The organism is Thermanaerosceptrum fracticalcis (genome assembly GCF_000746025.2).
Lineage (GTDB): Bacteria > Bacillota > Peptococcia > DRI-13 > DRI-13 > Thermanaerosceptrum > Thermanaerosceptrum fracticalcis.
In genome coordinates this window covers 3,476,527-3,492,830 of the sequence record NZ_CP045798.1, presented here as the reverse complement: position 1 = coordinate 3,492,830, position 16,304 = coordinate 3,476,527, and the positions used below count along the sequence as shown (strand labels likewise).

General features: G+C 47.2%; 12 protein-coding genes. All 12 read right to left on the bottom strand.

Annotated features, from left to right (window positions below; genetic code table 11):
* Nucleotides 1-68 precede the first annotated feature (68 nt).
* Nucleotides 69-1,424, bottom strand: coding sequence for a hypothetical protein (locus BR63_RS17705; protein WP_034424742.1), 1,356 nt, complete (start codon nucleotides 1,422-1,424; stop codon nucleotides 69-71).
* Between the two features lie 87 nt (nucleotides 1,425-1,511).
* On the bottom strand, nucleotides 1,512-2,423 hold the full coding sequence (locus BR63_RS17700; RefSeq protein ID WP_034424741.1) for an RluA family pseudouridine synthase: 912 nt from the start codon (nucleotides 2,421-2,423) through the stop codon (nucleotides 1,512-1,514).
* Between the two features lie 154 nt (nucleotides 2,424-2,577).
* Entirely contained in the window at nucleotides 2,578-4,251 is a 1,674-nt protein-coding gene (gene ilvD, locus BR63_RS17695; RefSeq protein WP_034424739.1) for a dihydroxy-acid dehydratase, read from the bottom strand.
* 41 nt (nucleotides 4,252-4,292) lie between these two features.
* Entirely contained in the window at nucleotides 4,293-5,576 is a 1,284-nt protein-coding gene (locus BR63_RS17690) for a TRAP transporter large permease (RefSeq protein ID WP_243270029.1), read from the bottom strand.
* 26 nt (nucleotides 5,577-5,602) lie between these two features.
* Nucleotides 5,603-6,067 carry a TRAP transporter small permease gene (locus tag BR63_RS17685; protein WP_161781899.1) on the bottom strand — a complete coding sequence of 155 codons (465 nt, stop codon included), beginning with the start codon at nucleotides 6,065-6,067 and terminating at the stop codon, nucleotides 5,603-5,605.
* Nucleotides 6,068-6,139: 72 nt separating this feature from the next.
* Nucleotides 6,140-7,150, bottom strand: a complete 1,011-nt coding sequence (locus tag BR63_RS17680) for a TRAP transporter substrate-binding protein (protein WP_207724733.1) — start codon at nucleotides 7,148-7,150, stop codon at nucleotides 6,140-6,142.
* 116 nt (nucleotides 7,151-7,266) lie between these two features.
* Nucleotides 7,267-8,541 carry a nickel-dependent lactate racemase family protein gene (locus tag BR63_RS17675; RefSeq protein ID WP_034424734.1) on the bottom strand — a complete coding sequence of 425 codons (1,275 nt, stop codon included), beginning with the start codon at nucleotides 8,539-8,541 and terminating at the stop codon, nucleotides 7,267-7,269.
* A 12-nt stretch (nucleotides 8,542-8,553) separates the two neighbouring features.
* Nucleotides 8,554-9,561 (bottom strand): 4-hydroxythreonine-4-phosphate dehydrogenase PdxA, encoded by a 1,008-nt coding sequence (pdxA, locus tag BR63_RS17670; RefSeq protein WP_034424731.1) that lies wholly within the window; start codon nucleotides 9,559-9,561, stop codon nucleotides 8,554-8,556.
* A 5-nt stretch (nucleotides 9,562-9,566) separates the two neighbouring features.
* Entirely contained in the window at nucleotides 9,567-10,859 is a 1,293-nt protein-coding gene (locus BR63_RS17665) for a four-carbon acid sugar kinase family protein (protein WP_051966132.1), read from the bottom strand.
* Between the two features lie 173 nt (nucleotides 10,860-11,032).
* Complete coding sequence (locus tag BR63_RS17660) at nucleotides 11,033-12,874, bottom strand: sigma-54-dependent Fis family transcriptional regulator (protein ID WP_034424729.1); 1,842 nt, start codon at nucleotides 12,872-12,874, stop codon at nucleotides 11,033-11,035.
* A gap of 231 nt (nucleotides 12,875-13,105) precedes the next feature.
* Nucleotides 13,106-15,199 (bottom strand): glutamine synthetase III family protein, encoded by a 2,094-nt coding sequence (locus BR63_RS17655; protein WP_034424727.1) that lies wholly within the window; start codon nucleotides 15,197-15,199, stop codon nucleotides 13,106-13,108.
* A 200-nt stretch (nucleotides 15,200-15,399) separates the two neighbouring features.
* Nucleotides 15,400-16,296 (bottom strand): radical SAM protein, encoded by an 897-nt coding sequence (locus BR63_RS17650; RefSeq protein ID WP_034424722.1) that lies wholly within the window; start codon nucleotides 16,294-16,296, stop codon nucleotides 15,400-15,402.
* Nucleotides 16,297-16,304: the final 8 nt, after the last annotated feature.

Below are 16,304 nucleotides of genomic sequence, written 5' to 3'. Positions count from 1 at the left end.
CTCCCAAACAGATATTAAATAGACCTTCCCAGCGGAAGGTCTATTACTATTCTGCCATATTTTTCATCTCATATGAAGGGTAAAATTATTGAATACACGAAAGTGACGGCCAGGGCAAACAGAATATTAAAACGTGGTACGGCATTCCAGGGATTTTCCCCGGTTAATCCTGACATGACCAGGGACATCCCGGAAAAAGGCGAGGCCATCACCGCAACGGCATATCCTAACAGCAATGTATAAGCATAAGCCCGGGGAGAGATTCCCAGGGTATTGTAGCCTATGGTAGCAGCCAAAGCAGAGATAGCTACCACGGGATGAATACCTATTAAAGATAAAATACCCATACCGGAAATAACAATAAACACAGCCAGCGCGGGAAGAGAAACCTGCTCAAGAGGTATATACTCAGAAACTTTAGCCCCTATGCCTGTAATGTCCAGGGCTTTACCGAAAAAACCTACGGAAGCAAAGAGCAGAACCTCATTCTTAAGCTTGAGCAGGGAACAATGGTAATAATGGTCCAGCTGTTTTAGGTAAATACCCATTTTCTTTTGGATAAGGGCTAACAACAGAGGGTAGATCAAAGCGACCAATGGTACAATCGTAAGAATTTTATAGGGCGTAAAAATATTAAAGAGACTAACCATAAAAATTAAGCCGAAATAAACAACTAAGAGATGTAACAGCGGTTTCCAGGAAAATTCTAGAGGTTTCGGTTGCGTAAAAGCTTTTGTTTGATTCCTTCGATTACCAATGATAAATAGAAGGGAAATAAAAAGTAACATCAAGACAGAAAGTAAAACTCCCATGGGAGCAATTTTTAACCAGGATATATGGACATATTGCAAGACAACGGCTACCGACATGAAATTGGGTGCCCAAAACACCCCGGCCAGATTTCCCCTCACCAAAGCCTGGTAAAAACCTGTTCTATTCTCAAAATCACCGGCGTTTTTCTCCAGGAGATGATATAACATATGAACACCTGCCAGGTTTAAAATGGCACCGAGAATGAAGGAGAGCCAGGCCGTAAGAATATTAAAACCGGATTTCCCCCTGACATATTTCTGGAAAAAATCCGTAATGGCTTGTTGATAATCTTCGTAATAAAGCAAAAAGGAAAAGAAAGGCAGCGCCACAAACAAAGCGACTAATCCGGCATTAAAAGTTAAAGCCGTGAGCCAGTCTGTGAAAGGAGCTCCCGCGAAGGCCAGGCTTGCGCCCCCCAGGGCGAATAACGCCATCGAGACCTTTTGGTTCGAGGAAGAAGCACCGAACACGGCTTGTCCTACTAACAGCAGTAAGAATATAGCCAGCATGACGTTTAAGACAGGTATTTTTGTAATAACGGAAGCTAAGTATACCACAAAAAAAGCTAAGTGCAGCAGCTGGCGTCCATGTGTTTGTAGAAATTTTGCCATAGTCTCCTCTATCTTATAACCAGGATATAGTAACATCAATGTAATGCTATTATAACATTATTCGACAATTGTACATACTCTTTACACTTATTTCATTATGTTATTCTTAAGTTTGTTTATGATATGGTCCATATCCTTTGGCCAAGGAACACTAAACTTAAGTTCTTCGCCTGAACGGGGGTGGGTAAAGGTTAAGCAAAAGGCATGGAGCAGCTGCCGTCTGGCCAGGAAGCTTTCGCCCCCGTAAAGCTCATCTCCTACTAAAGGATAGCCCAGATGGCTCAAATGGACCCGGATTTGATGAGTCCTGCCTGTTTCCAGGGTTAATTTTAACAACGTATAACCGTTGATGATTTCTACCACCTGAAAATGGGTGACTGCAGGCAGTCCCTCCGGGGAAATGATGCGCTTGGTGGTTTTTCCCGGCAGGCGTCCAATGGGTAAGTTAATTGTACCTGATTTTTCCGTTATTACACCTTTCACCAAACCGAGATATCGCCGGGAAATCATTCCCTTCCTTTGCTGGCGAAAAAGCTGCTGGGCACTGTAAGTATGCTTGGCCACCAGCACCAGCCCGGAAGTGTCTTTATCCAGGCGATTGACAAAATGGACATAGGCCCTTTCTCCTTTGGCCTCCCAGTGATACAGGATACCATTAGCCAGGGTCCCGCAGGGGTGGCCTTTGGTGGGATGGACACAAAGGCCTGCCTCCTTGTTTACCACCAGCACATCCTGATCTTCATAAATAATGTTAAAGGGAAGGTATTCCGGCTGCAAGTATTCACTGGCGTGCTGAGGGGGATAGATGAGGGATATACGGTCTCCCGCTTTAATCCTGTCCTTGAGGAGGAAGAGCTCATTATTGACTAAAACCTGGCCGTGATGCTTTAACCTGGTCAGGGCTTTGGCCGAAATGTGTTTTACATTGTGAAGATAATCGCCCAGGGCCATCTCTTCCCTGTCTGATTCTACAACAAATTGGATTAAGCCGGAATCCATTTTACACAGTGTCACCTCTGTCTTTAATCTAATCTTTGTACAGCATAAGACCCGGGATACTTTTCAGTATTCGTCCCGGGCCTTCCTTCATATACAAAAGTATACCACTGGCCATCATGGGTTTGCCACCCTTCCTGCCAAATAAGTTTTCCCCTTATTCAGCACGGTGCTTGATGATGGCGCCTTTATCGGCAGACTCAGCCAGTTTGCTGTAAAGATACAAATAACCTTCCGTAACCCGGGGAGGCACCGGACGCCAGTTCTCTTTTCTTTTCTCCAGCTCTTCGGGATCTACCAGAAGCTCAAGTTTGCGCCCAGGTATATCGATCTCAATTAAATCTCCGTCTTGCACCAAAGCTATTGGTCCCCCTTCTGCCGCCTCCGGGGAGATATGGCCCACAAAACATCCATTGTTAGTGCCGGAGAATCTACCATCAGTGACCAGGGCTACTTTATCCGCCAGCCCCAAACCATAGAGCAATTTCATGGCCTTGAACATTTCCGGCATACCGGGGCCGCCCTTGGGCCCTTCATAGCGAATGACAATAACCTCACCGGGGTTAATGGCTTTATTAAGGATAGCCTGGTTGGCCTCTTCTTCCGAATCGAAAACCCGGGCCGACCCTTTAAAAGTAAGCATATTAGGATTGATGGCCGCTGGTTTGGTTACGGCAGAATTGGGGGCTAAACTTCCATAAAGAACAGCCAGCCCGCCCATAGGGCTAAAGGGTTCCCGGAAAGTTTTAATTACCGCCGGATTGGTAGATTTACTTCCCTTAATGTTTTCCCCGATGGTCTTACCGGTGACAGTCATGGCACCTGTATGTAAAAGATTTGCAATCTCTTCCATCACAGCCGGTACGCCTCCTGCTTCATAGAAATCAATGACATTGAGGGGTGCAGCAGGATTCATTTTGGCAATCAAGGGAGTAGAACGACTGAGGATATCAAAAAGCTCCATATCCAAAGGAATTTTAGCTTCATAGGCAATAGCTGGAAGATGAAGAGCGGCATTGGTCGAACCACCGATGGCCGCATTCAGTCTGACGGCATTTTCAATGGACTCACGGGTAATGATTTTTCTGGCTGTAAGATTTTTTTCCACCAGGCTCACGATAACACGCCCCGATTCCTGGGCTACTTTCAACCTGTCATTATATACTGCCGGTACCATAGCGCTCCCCGTCAAAGACATCCCCAGGGCTTCGGCAATACAGCACATGGTGTTGGCCGTTCCCAAAAAGGAGCAGGAACCACAGGTAGGCGCACAGGAATCCTCCATCCTGACTAATTCCTCTTCGTTAATCTCCCCCTGCTTTAACCTTCCCACGGCTTCAATGATAGAAGTGGTATCTGCCTTGCGACCATGAAGGACAGGACCACCTAACATGGGCCCCCCATTGACGAAGATAGCGGGTAGATCCAGCCTGGCCGCAGCCATCAGCATACCGGGCACAATTTTATCACAGGAACCCAGTAAAACAATGCCATCATATTGATGGGCCTGGACCATCAGCTCAATGCTGTGAGCGATAATATCCCGCGTAGGCAGGATATACCTCATGCCTTCATGGCCTTCCGCAATGCCGTCACAGGCCCCGATTACCCCAAATTCCACAGGGGTTCCCCCCGCCTGCCTGATGCCTTCTTTTACAGCTTCCGCCACCTGGCGCAGGTTGTAATGGCCAGGCACTGTGGTACTCCAGGCATTGGCTATACCAATCATGGGTTTTTCCAGGTCAGTGTCTGAATAGCCCATGGCTTTATAGTAAGCCCTGTTGATGCTCCATTCCGGACGGGTTAGAATTCTTTGGCTGCGCCGCATCATTGAACACCTCTTTTACAGATTGCTATTAAACAGGCCAGACTTTACTTACCCAGCAAATTCGGCAGGAACATAACGATCTGGGGTAAGTTGGAGAGGATTAGAACAAGAATTATTTCGATGATTAAGAAAGGCACAATCCTGCGGCTGATTTGTTCTACTTTCAGGTTGGAAATACCGCAGGCCACAAATAAATTAACGGCCATAGGCGGGGTTATCATCCCTACAGAAGTGTTCACAACCATGATAATCCCCAGGACAATGGGATCAATGCCCAACTGCACGGCTAAGGGCAAGAGAATGGGCGCCACTAAAAGAATAATGGCCTGGGTCTCTAAAAAGGTCCCTAAGAATAAGAGAATCAGGTTGATCAATAAGGTAATTACCACAGCATTCGTAGACAGGCTCATCATGGCCGCTGTAACCTTGGCCGGGATTTGGGCGCTGGTGATCAGCCAGGAGAAGGACGCCGATGTGGCAATCACAAAGAGTACAACGGATGTGCTCACCCCTGCCTTAACAATAACAGGGCCCAAATCTTTGATGGTCAACTCCTTGTAGATAAAAATACTGACAATGAATGAGTAGACTACTGCTACAGCAGCGGCTTCCGTAGGTGTAAACACACCGCCGTAAATACCGCCCAGGATGATAATAGGCATCACCAGAGCCAGGATAGCTTCTTTGAAAGATGAGACGAACAGCTTCAAATTTGTGGGTTCCCCTTTGGGTAAATCCAGTTTTAGCGCATAAAAATAGATAACCCCGATTAAGCATAAGGCAATGATAACCCCTGGAATAAAACCAGCCATAAACAATGTTCCGATAGAAACACTGGCCACTACACCATAAGTAACCATGGGAATACTGGGAGGTATGATAACCCCTAATGTCCCCCCAGCAGCGGCCACGGCCGCCGCAAAATCCCTGGGATATCCTGCTTTAATCATGGCCGGAATCATAATTCCCCCGATGGCCGCCACAGTGGCAGGGTTTGAACCTGAAATGGCACCGAAAAAGGCAGAGGCTACAATGGTAATAATACCCAGACCCCCCGGAACTGTACCCACACAGGCTTTAGCAAAGCTGATGAGACGCCGGGAAATCCCGCCGCTTTCCATTAGTCCGCCGGCCAGCATAAAGAAAGGAATAGCCATAAAGGGAAACGAGTCCACGGCTGTAAACATGCGCTGGGCCACAACTAAAGGAGGTGTGGGCATATTGCCAAAGACCAGGGCTGTAATGGAGGACAGGCCTAAAGCAACCCCTATGGGAATATTTAAGACCAGCAGTACAAGGAGCGTACCGAACAATAACAGGGACATCATAATCTCTCACCTCTTTCCATCCTGACTTAATCCGCTTTTTTTGTTACAAAAAATGTCCCCTGGATCAGGCGTACACTCATCATCAGGCAGCCTACCGGTACGGCCAGGTAAGCAATCCAAATGGGCATAAAGAGGGCTGGCGAAGTTTGTTTGATGTTAATCTGGTGCATAATGATTTTATAGGAAAAATAGACAATCAAAGCACTAAACAAGACCACTATCGCAACCCTGATGATATCAGCAATCTTTTTCAGGCCGGACGGCAGCAAGTTGACAACCACCTCCACGCCTAAATGGGCATTCCGCTTCACACCCAAACTGGCCCCGATGTATGCCATCCAAACCATGATATACCTGGCCAGTTCCTCGGACCAGGGCATAGGCACCAGTTGAAAATAACGGGACACAGTGGCAGCGAAAACAACGATGGTCATGATGGGAAAGAGAATAATTAATAAATACTCTTCGATACGGTCAAAAAATTTTGCCAAAACCATTCACCCCCTAAGGAGAAAGAGAGACCCGCAGGAAACCTACGAGTCTCCGTTCCCTATTGTACTTCATTATTTCTTCAATAAAGCGTTGATGACATCTTCCCCGATTTCAGCCTTAAACTTCTCATAAACGGACTTGGTAGCTTCCTGTAAAGCTTTCTTATCAGGTGTGGTAACTTCCATACCCTTTTCTTTCAACTTGGCAACCAGGTCTTTTTCCAGGTTGATGCAGTATTCTCTTTCCCATTTACGGGCTTCCTGTTCTGCTTCGGAAAGGGCCTTTTGTAGTTCAGGAGACAACTTGTCATAGAAGGATTTGCTTACCAGGAAAGCAGCCGGTGCATAGAAGTGCCCGGTTAAAGCCAGGTGCTTCTGTACTTCATAAAACTTACTGGTGTAGATAATGACAAGGGGGTTTTCCTGACCGTCAACAGTTTTTTGCTGTAAGGAGGTAAATAATTCGCCAAAAGGCATGGGCACAGGCTGAGCACCCAGAACCTTAAAGGTTTCCACGTGAACGGGGTTTTCCATCAAGCGGATTTTCAGGCCGGCGATATCTGCGGGAGTGTTGATGGCTTTTTTACTGTTTGTCAGCATTCTAAAGCCGTTTTCCCAGAAGCCTAAACCTTTAATTCCTTTGGCTTCCAAAGAAGCGAGCATACCTTTACCCATCTCGCCGTCCATGGCAGCAAAGGCTACTGCTCTGTCCTGAATGATAAAGGGCAGATCGAAGACCATGAACTTCTTAGAGAAGTTAGCCAGAGGAGCAGTAGAAACCAGGGTAGCTTCCAGAGTACCCATGGATACACCCTCGATAGCATCACGTTCACTGCCTAACTGGGCACTGTGGAAAATCTGGGCTTTTAGTTTGCCGCCTGATTTTTGTTCGAGAATGGAGGCAAATTTTTCCAGACCTTTATGGTAATGGGACTCGGGAGCCAGGGTATGAGCTATCCGAATGGTTTGGGCTTTAGGTTCCTCCTTAGGAGCATTGGCCGCAGGGGCAGGCGCTTTCTGTCCGCAACCTGCTAAAGTCAGGACTAACATGGCAATTAACAGGAAACTCAAAAACTTTTTCATCACTCTTCCTCCTCCTTTTTTATCAGCAAAAATAGTGAAAAAATCAGCTAATTGACCCCAATCCCCCCTTTCCAGTAAATTTTGAAGTATTTTATGTTTAAACAAGATTCCAAAAATTAAGCATCTATTACTGGCAAGGTATCGGGGGCATGGGTGAGAACTGCAATTTTTGCCTCTTTCCCCACTTCCCGGAGAGCGTGGTTAAGAGCTTCTTCCACCGTGTTGAAAGGCACAAAGCCCAATTTCCTGGCGGCCTCATGGGAAACTCCGCCGGAAACAATATATACTTGTTCCCTTTCCCGCACCTGGGCCCAGGCAATGGCTAAGGCAGCAGCCACAGAATCCTCGATCAGCCCGTCATCAAACATTTTTTTGATGGTAACGGATGACAGTCCCGCATACTCCACCATTTCCTGGTGGGTTTTGGCTACACCTTCGGGGCAGGGTGTAACTACAATAATGATTCCTTTCTCCTTTACCGCCCTGTCGGCAGCATAAAGGGTTTTATGGGCCTGCCAAAACTCCAGGTCACAGGGATGAGAGCTGGCCAGGACAATGTCCGCTTCCTGGGGAACTCTTACCATATAGACAGCCTTACTCACCTCTACCCCGGCCTTAAAGGCTTCTTCAATATCTCCGAAAAAGCCCTGAATCACCTTACCGTTTCTGTCCAAAACCGTGTTAAAAATAGTATGCATGCCGATGGTTCTGGCAATCTTGTTTAACTCACGGCGCACCTGATTATCTTCCACGCCTAAGAGGGAGCGGGGGGCCCGCACACTCAACAAATGGGTGCTGCCTGTGGTTATTTCCCCGGAAACACCGGGCTGCACAATTTTAGCCCCGCCGGCATAGCCGGGAATATGGTGGGGCACGATGCTGCCTACCCCTATTTTAAAGTCCGCCTCATAAACCAGCTTATTGATAGAGACGGGGGTCCCGTTATCCGTCATTCCCAGGTCCACCAAGGCTTTTGCACTTTTATAATCATGATTCACAATCTTTACCCGGCGGACTACTTCTTCACCGAACTTGTCTAAAATTTCCCTGTCCGTCATATCACGGTGAGTACCCAAAGCGATGACTATAGTAATCTGCTCATCCTTTACTCCGGCTGCGTTCATCTCTCTTAAAAGGATAGGAATAATTTTATCGGTGGGCGTTAGCCGGGTGTTGTCGTCAGCAACAATCACGACATTCTTTTTACCGGCCACCAGCTCCCTTAAAGTAGGGGAACCAATGGGATGGGCCAGTGCTCGTTCTACTTCCATGGAGATATCGGCCACGGGAGGCAGGTCTACCGGAGAATACACACCCAGAAGATTTTTCTCGGGAATCTGCACATTGATCACGGAAGGGCCATAAGGAAGTTCCACTGTCTTAACGCTCACTTTTTCTCCCCCTTAACGATAATATTTCTTTAAAGCCATCTCGGCCGCCAGTTTAAAGGCTGCTTCCATACTGGCCGGGGACGCCGTACCCTTGCCTGCCTTACCAAAGGCTGTACCATGATCCACAGAAGTGCGGATAATGGGTAGTCCCAGGGTAACATTGACACCGTCGTCAAAATTGATCACTTTTACAGGAATATGTCCCTGATCATGGTACATCACAATCATGACCTGGAATTGGCCTTTCATGGCCCGGACAAACAGGCTGTCCGGAGGAATAGGCCCGATGACTTCCTTCCCTTCGGCTTTGGCTTCTTCAATGGCGGGGATGATATGCTCGATTTCTTCCGTACCGAAGGCCCCTCCCTCGCCACTATGGGGATTTAATCCGGCCACGGCTATGACGGGATTGGGAACCTGGTAGGTTTGGATCATATCATGGGCTAAATCAATGACTGTCTTCACCCGCTCTTTTGTGGCTTTGTCACAGGCCTGCCTTAATGAGCAGTGGGTACTGACATGGATTACATAATAACCATCAGTAGCAAGCATCATGGCGTAATCCTTAGTATTGGTCTTATCGGCAAAGATCTCCGTATGCCCGGGATACTGGGTAAATCCTGCCAGGTGCATGGCTTCCTTATGAATGGGCCCGGTGACTACGGCATCTACCTCCCGGTTCTTGGCCAGTTCTATTCCTTTAAAGATATAAGACACCGAAGCTTTTCCGGCAATGGCGTTGACCTGACCATAAGGAACTTCGGAAGCACCATTGATATTCAGGTGCAGCACATCGATGGTGCCAAAAGTAAACTTGGCATCCTTAACATCCTTTATGATATTAACCTCCAGAGGCTGATTTACGAATTTAAGGCTTTGCCTGATTCTCTCAGCATCCCCAATAACAAGGGGACGGGCCATCTCATAATATTCAGGTTTACTCAGTGTTTTTACCGTAATTTCCGCACCAACGCCCGAGGGATCACCCATGGTGATGGCTAATATCGGTCTTTTCTTCATCGTGATTATCTCCTTCCCTGCATGTATTTTCTTTGCAGATGTTGAATGGCTCTGGCAAAGACCTGTTCCGAACCAAATCCTCCTGCCTTGGTGACAAGCCCCATACCCTCTAAAGAACCACCGATAATTCTTCCATAAGGAATACCGGGTTCCAGTTCTTCCTCCACCTCGATGCCTACGCCGTCAAATCCCCTGATGACATGGAGCGCTGTTGTCCCTCCGGTAACGATCATCCCGGAAAACTGGTGTTCTTTCATAAAGATTTGTACATATTTTTGAATACCTTCCGCAATACAATAGGCAGATTCAACATCCGATAATCCGCGTTGCCTTCCCGCCGCTTTAGCTCTTTCCTGATCCTCTTGACCCCGGGAGGTTCGCACAATAAGGTTGTAACCGTCTTTTAGTATTCGTTTGCCTTCCTCAAGGAGTTCCTTAGCTGCATAATCCTTCTCTTCAGCAAGGAGATGGACAGGGTCAAGAAACAACTCCTTGGCCAGGTTATTGCCAATCAGATAATTCACCATGGCCTGGTTCTGCGGGTGAACACTGCCAACAATCACAAGAACGGGTGGTATCTTGGGGAAAATACGCTCCAGATTGTTCCTGATCAGAGCTCCGGAAAGACCGGCAGACCCGCAGAAAACAAGGGGAGGAAGCTGATTTTGCTCAAGACTGGCGATAATATTTAAATCCTTTTCATCTAATGCATCTATTAAAACCAGGCATTTACCCTCCGCCGCTATTTTCTTCAGGCACTCTGTGAGATAACGAGGTCCCTGGGCAACCAGCGGAGCCTCTATAAGCTTAACCGGTAGAGAAGTCTGCCCCTGTAAAACCCGTGGTAAATAAGAATCCTTCACTGGAAAACTGGGGTCCTTGGCAATAGGTGTTTCGTGAAGGGGCACGCCGTTAATCAGCAGGTATCCTTCTTTGACAAGACGACCTGTTTTAGGAAAAGCTGAGCAGATTACGGCCAGGGATAACCCCAACTCCGCCATCATGGCTTCCAGTTCCGCCCCAATGTTTCCCCGCCAGGTAGAATCGATTTTTTTATAAATCTCCCTGACACCCATTTCTTTAAGGGATCTACACACATCCCTGACAACTTTTTGGGCTTCTTGACTACTGACTTCCCGGGAATTTGTAGATATTGCCACCACATCGCAGTTATGAATTTTATAATTAGCCCCTTCCGGGTAATTCAAAACGGCGCTCCTATAGCCATAATTACTGAAAGTTACCGCAGTATCGCTGGATCCACTGAGGTCATCGGCAATGATTGCGTAATACACCATGGCACCTCTCCTTTCTTGCCACCATTTAGTATTGCAAGAAGTGTGCCAATGGTCCCATAACCTGCACAACCCCGGATTATGGGATAAATAAAGGCATATTAAACTATTATAGACTTTTCTGAAATATTTCCCTGCAACATCGCAACAGTTGCATTGCAACATTTTGCAGCACCTTATGGTTTTAACTTCTTTAGCCTTCTCCATAAGGTTGACCTGTCAATCCCCAAAAGTTCACAGGCCCGGCTCTGGTTGCCATTGCATTTGGCCAGTGCTTCCAGAATCATACCATCAGTCAATCTCCTGGGAGAATGAACAAAACCAAGTAAATCTTTTCCCTGTTTAAGGGTGGAAATCATCAGATTAGAGACATCTTCCCCCGTGATACGCTCACCTTCATGGAGAACGATTAACTGTTCTACAAAATTAAAAAGCTCCCTGACATTTCCCGGCCAATCATAAGCCAGGAGGGGTAAAAAGGCTCCTTCCTCTATCTTTAGATGAGGCGCCTGCCGGCTGCAGAAATGCTCGGCCAAAAGAACCACGTCATCTCCCCTTTCCCTTAACGTGGGAATGGAGAGGGTGAGGACATTCACACGGTAATAGAGGTCCTCCCGGAACAGTCCCTTCTTTACCGCTTCCCAAAGGTCATAATTGGTGGCGGCGATAATCCGGATATCCACGGGAATGATCCGGTCATCACCCAGGCGTATAACCTCCTTTTCCTGCATGACCCGCAGCACTTTGGCCTGAACAGCTAAGCTCATATCGCCAATTTCATCTAAGAAGATGGTTCCCCGGTGGGCTAACTCGAACAATCCTATTTTTCCGCCTTTGCGCGCATCGGTAAAGCTTCCTTCCACATACCCGAAAAGCTCACTTTCCAGCAAAGATTCGGAAAAGGCGGCACAATTCACGGCCACAAATGGTTCATGACAACGGCTGCTGGCATTATGAATACTCTGAGCAAACATTTCTTTGCCTACACCGGTTTTACCGGTCAGTAAGACGGTGGCGTGAGATTTACTGATTTTTTTGGCTTTGTAAATGGTAGCATTGATAATTTCACTATTGCCGACAATATCATTAAAGGTATGTTTGGCCACCAGTCCCCTTTGATGGAGTTTCTTTCTTACTTTAGTTTCGGTTTCCTGAATTTGCTTTAAAGGCTTGACCGATATTATTAAACCCGCATTATCCTGGCCTTGGTAAGCGATTTTCTGTGAGTTAAACAAATACTGTTGTCCTGCCATAGATACCAGTTCCTCTGCTCCCTGGTACTGGGGAATCAGGTCGCGAAGACGCCGGCCTGTAATCTTCTCCTGCGTAAGACCAAGGTATTTTTGCACGGCGGGGTTGCAGTGGGTAATGGTTTGGGTATGATCTGTGGCCAGTATACCTTCCCCCACTGCATCCAAAATTGTCCTGAGTCTTTCCTGAGCCAGGACTTCCTTCCTTCTCAACATGGCCAATTCTTCAGCCCTGGTAAGGGCGTTATAGATGGCACGCTTGCCCGAAGAGATAAGGACACCCTGAATGCCTAACTTCAGGGCTATTTCCACGGAAATGGTATCACCCACAATAACCTTAATTCCCGCTTTGATGGCCTCCAATAGCTGCTGCTCCAGTTGGATGGGGTTCTCTACAGGGATCTCCATCACCTGCAGGTTAAGATATCTCCCCACAGAAGCGGCATCATAGATGGTATTAGGGTAACCCACTACCCCTACCTTATAGGAAAACTGGGAAGCGGCAGCAAGGGCTTCCAGCAGGTCAAAGGCGGAAACGTTGATTTGCACCAGGGGTATTTTATCGATGACCTGTTGAATCCCCAGGAAAGTGCCGCCCCGGCTGATGATGGCTTCCACCCCGGTCTTCTCGGCGATTCTAGCCAGTTTTACACCCTGGTCCAGGTTTCCCACCACCACGCGACAATTTATTTCACTTTCCCTGATCACCAGATTGGCTACTTGGGCAATGTTCTCATTAGGGGCAATTAAAATCAGGTTTGGTTTCATTTAAACAGCTCTCTCCCGGGTGTTTTCAAAAACTTAGACATTTAATTTATTTAATTCTATACTAAAACCCCGAATCCCTTGATTTTAAATATAATTTTCCCCATAGGCTGTAATAAATTTTTATGAATACAATCGAAGAAAAAAGGCTGAGATTAATCTCAACCTTTTTTCCAGGAATGGGTTATATTGAGGGAGTGGTTATTTGAAATTGGGAGTAAGCTTATGGAGAGGTTAGATCATGAACAGCATTTCCGCATAGGTGGGAATGGGCCAGAGGGCCGAGTCCACCATGGTTTCCAGCTTGTCGCCGTCAGCCCGGAGATCGCCCATGGCCTTGAAGACCACATCGCGATAGAAGACACCCTGCTCATAAACATCGCCTTCTAATCCTTTAGCCTCGGCTGTTACTTTCTCCAGGTCGGCGAGCTTCTTCTTGAAGGAGGCGAGTACTGCCGATACTTCCTCCAGGGTTTCCACCTGAGCAGATACATCAGCCCCGGCGGCAGCGCTCTTCACAGCATTGATAGAATTAGCGAGGAGAGCGGTATACTTGGCGGCAGCAGGGAGAATTTGCCGCTTGGCCATAAAGATCATGGTCTGGGCTTCAATGTTAATCTGCTTGCAGTATTGTTCCAGGAGAATTTCATAACGGGAGTGTAATTCGGTTTCATTAAGCACACCATGCTTGCCAAATAGAGCTACAGCCTTTTCAGTGATGAGGGCAGGGATGGCATCTACGGTAGACTTAATGTTAGGCAGGCCCCGTTTCGCTGCCTCTTCTACCCACTCCTCAGAGTAGTTGTTGCCGTTAAAGACTATACGCTTATGCTTGGTGGCAATTTCTTTAAGGATTGCTTGCAGTTCCCCATTAAAGTCGGCAGCTTTCTCCAGGCGGTCTGCCATCTGGGAAAGAACTTCCGCCACAATGGTGTTGAGTACCAGGTTAGGACCGGCAATAGAGAGAGAGGAGGGAACCATGCGGAATTCAAACTTGTTGCCGGTAAAGGCGAAGGGTGAAGTCCTGTTCCTGTCGGTAGAATCCTTGGGAAGAGGAGGCAGGGTAGTAACGCCCACGGTCAACTGGCCGCCCTGCTTGGAGCTCTTGGGACCGCCGTTGCCCAGCTGTTCAAAAATATCTGTCAGTTGTTCGCCGAGGAAGACGGAGATGATAGCAGGCGGGGCTTCATTGGCGCCCAGGCGATGGTCGTTGCCGGGGTTAGCACAGGAGACACGAAGTAAATCAGCGTAATCATCCACAGCCTTAATGACGGCACACAGAAAGGTTAAGAACTGGGCATTTTCATGGGGCGTAGTGCCGGGTTCCAGGAGATTCTGCCCGTCATTGGTAGCCATGGACCAGTTGTTGTGCTTACCGGAACCGTTAACACCGGCAAAAGGCTTCTCGTGAAGAAGACAAACCAGGCCGTGCCTGTTGGCTACTTTTTTCAATGTGTCCATAACCAGCTGGTTATGATCTGTTGCAATATTGGTGGTATTAAAAATAGGGGCAATTTCATACTGGGCAGGTGCTACTTCATTATGCTGGGTTTTTGCGGATACCCCCAGTTTCCAGAGCTCAGTATTTACTTCTTTCATAAAGGCAGCAATCCGTTCTTTAATACTGCCAAAGTAGTGGTCTTCCAGCTCCTGTCCTTTAGGCGGCATGGCACCAAAGAGGGTTCTGCCCGCCAGCATCAGGTCCTTTCTTTGCTCATAAAACTTTTTGTCAATCAGGAAATATTCCTGTTCCGGGCCAACGGTGGCAATAACCCGGGTGGCTGTAGTATTGCCAAAGAGCCTTAGAATACGCAGTGCCTGTTTGGAAAGGGCTTCCATCGAACGCAAAAGAGGCGTTTTCTTATCCAGCGCTTCCCCGGTATAGGAACAGAAAGCCGTAGGGATACAAAGGGTTACACCCCCGGCATCTTCTTTAAGGAAAGCAGGAGAAGTACAATCCCAGGCTGTATAACCTCTGGCTTCAAAAGTAGCACGAATACCGCCGCTGGGGAAGGAGGAGGCATCGGGTTCCCCTTTGATTAATTCTTTCCCGGAGAATTCCATAATCACTTTGCCATCAGCCGTGGGAGATATAAAAGAATCATGTTTCTCCGCTGTAAAACCTGTCATCGGTTGAAACCAATGAGTGAAGTGCGTAGCCCCTCTCTCAATAGCCCAATCCTTCATAGCGCTGGCTACCACTTCGGCTACGGAAGGATCTAAAGGCAGTCCTTCATCGATGGTTTTCTTCAAGGACTTGTAAACATTCTTGGGCAGTCTCTCTCTCATGACTGCGTCCGTAAAAACATTGGCGCCGAAAATTTTCATTTTCCCATATCCCCTTTCTTTTCACATAAAATTAAAAACAAAAAAGGCGTCACAAAAAGATGATCAACATCCATCTTTTTGAGAACGCCTTTGCCCTCAAATTTATTATTTAATTTTCTATTGGTGTTAGAATAGCATATTTTTTTTGACCTGACAAGACTTTTCTTAGAGTATACAATATTCGTAACTGTCAAATTTTGCTACTCAAGACCGGCCAAGTCAAAATCCGGGATATAACCTACGTCAGAAGAGGTAAGTTCCTGGACAAAACCATTTTCCAGCCCAAGCTGGAAAAAATAATCAATCATTTCTTCATAGGCCTCTTCTCCAACAGGACGGGCCAGTGCAGGAAATTCAGGTGCACGGTGAACAGGGGTATACTGTCCCATGAGGCTAAGATAAACCTCCCGGGGTAACTCCCGGGCAATCCACTCCAGTATCTTCCGTGAATCCTCTTCCAGGCCCGGCAACAGGAGATGCCTGATGATTAATCCTTTCAGAATAATTCCCTCGTCATTGAATCGAGGAACTCCTACCTGCCTGTACATCTCCTTGATGGCACCGGTGGCAATGGAAAAATAGTTAGGGACACCGGAATACTTCACGGCGTGCTCATTGGAAAAATACTTGAGATCAGGCAAATACACATCAATTAATCCGTTTAATTCTTTAAGCGTCCCCACCTTCTCATAACCGTTACCATTATAAACCACCGGAATGGAGAGCCCTCTGTCCTTAGCCTCTTTTAAGCCCGCTTTAACCAGGGGAATAAACTGGGTAGGTGAGACCAAATTTATATTATGAGCTCCTTTTTCCTGCAGGGAAAGACAGATATCGGCAAAACGGGAAATGGAGATTTCCTTGCCAAAGTGTTCTTGACTGATTTTGTAGTTCTGGCAGTAAACACATTTTAGATTGCAGTGAGTAAAAAAGATAGTCCCCGAGCCTCTGGTGCCGCTGATACAGGGTTCTTCCCAGGGATGGAGAAAAGCCTTGGCTATCTTCAGTTCTCCTCCGGCCTGGCAGACTCCCTTTTCCCCTGCCAGCCGGTTAACGCCGCATTCCCAGGGACAGATTCTGCAGTTCGTTAAATTCATGGTTATCA

Coding starts and splice junctions, on each gene's coding strand:
- BR63_RS17690 (WP_243270029.1), bottom strand. CDS start 5,576: ATGATGTCCCTGTTATTGTTCGGTACGCTCCTTGTACTGCTGGTCTTA.
- BR63_RS17655 (WP_034424727.1), bottom strand. CDS start 15,199: ATGAAAATTTTCGGCGCCAATGTTTTTACGGACGCAGTCATGAGAGAG.
- BR63_RS17705 (WP_034424742.1), bottom strand. CDS start 1,424: ATGGCAAAATTTCTACAAACACATGGACGCCAGCTGCTGCACTTAGCT.
- BR63_RS17650 (WP_034424722.1), bottom strand. CDS start 16,296: ATGAATTTAACGAACTGCAGAATCTGTCCCTGGGAATGCGGCGTTAAC.
- BR63_RS17700 (WP_034424741.1), bottom strand. CDS start 2,423: ATGGATTCCGGCTTAATCCAATTTGTTGTAGAATCAGACAGGGAAGAG.
- ilvD (WP_034424739.1), bottom strand. CDS start 4,251: ATGATGCGGCGCAGCCAAAGAATTCTAACCCGTCCGGAATGGAGCATC.
- pdxA (WP_034424731.1), bottom strand. CDS start 9,561: ATGAAGAAAAGACCGATATTAGCCATCACCATGGGTGATCCCTCGGGC.
- BR63_RS17680 (WP_207724733.1), bottom strand. CDS start 7,150: ATGAAAAAGTTTTTGAGTTTCCTGTTAATTGCCATGTTAGTCCTGACT.
- BR63_RS17660 (WP_034424729.1), bottom strand. CDS start 12,874: ATGAAACCAAACCTGATTTTAATTGCCCCTAATGAGAACATTGCCCAA.
- BR63_RS17665 (WP_051966132.1), bottom strand. CDS start 10,859: ATGGTGTATTACGCAATCATTGCCGATGACCTCAGTGGATCCAGCGAT.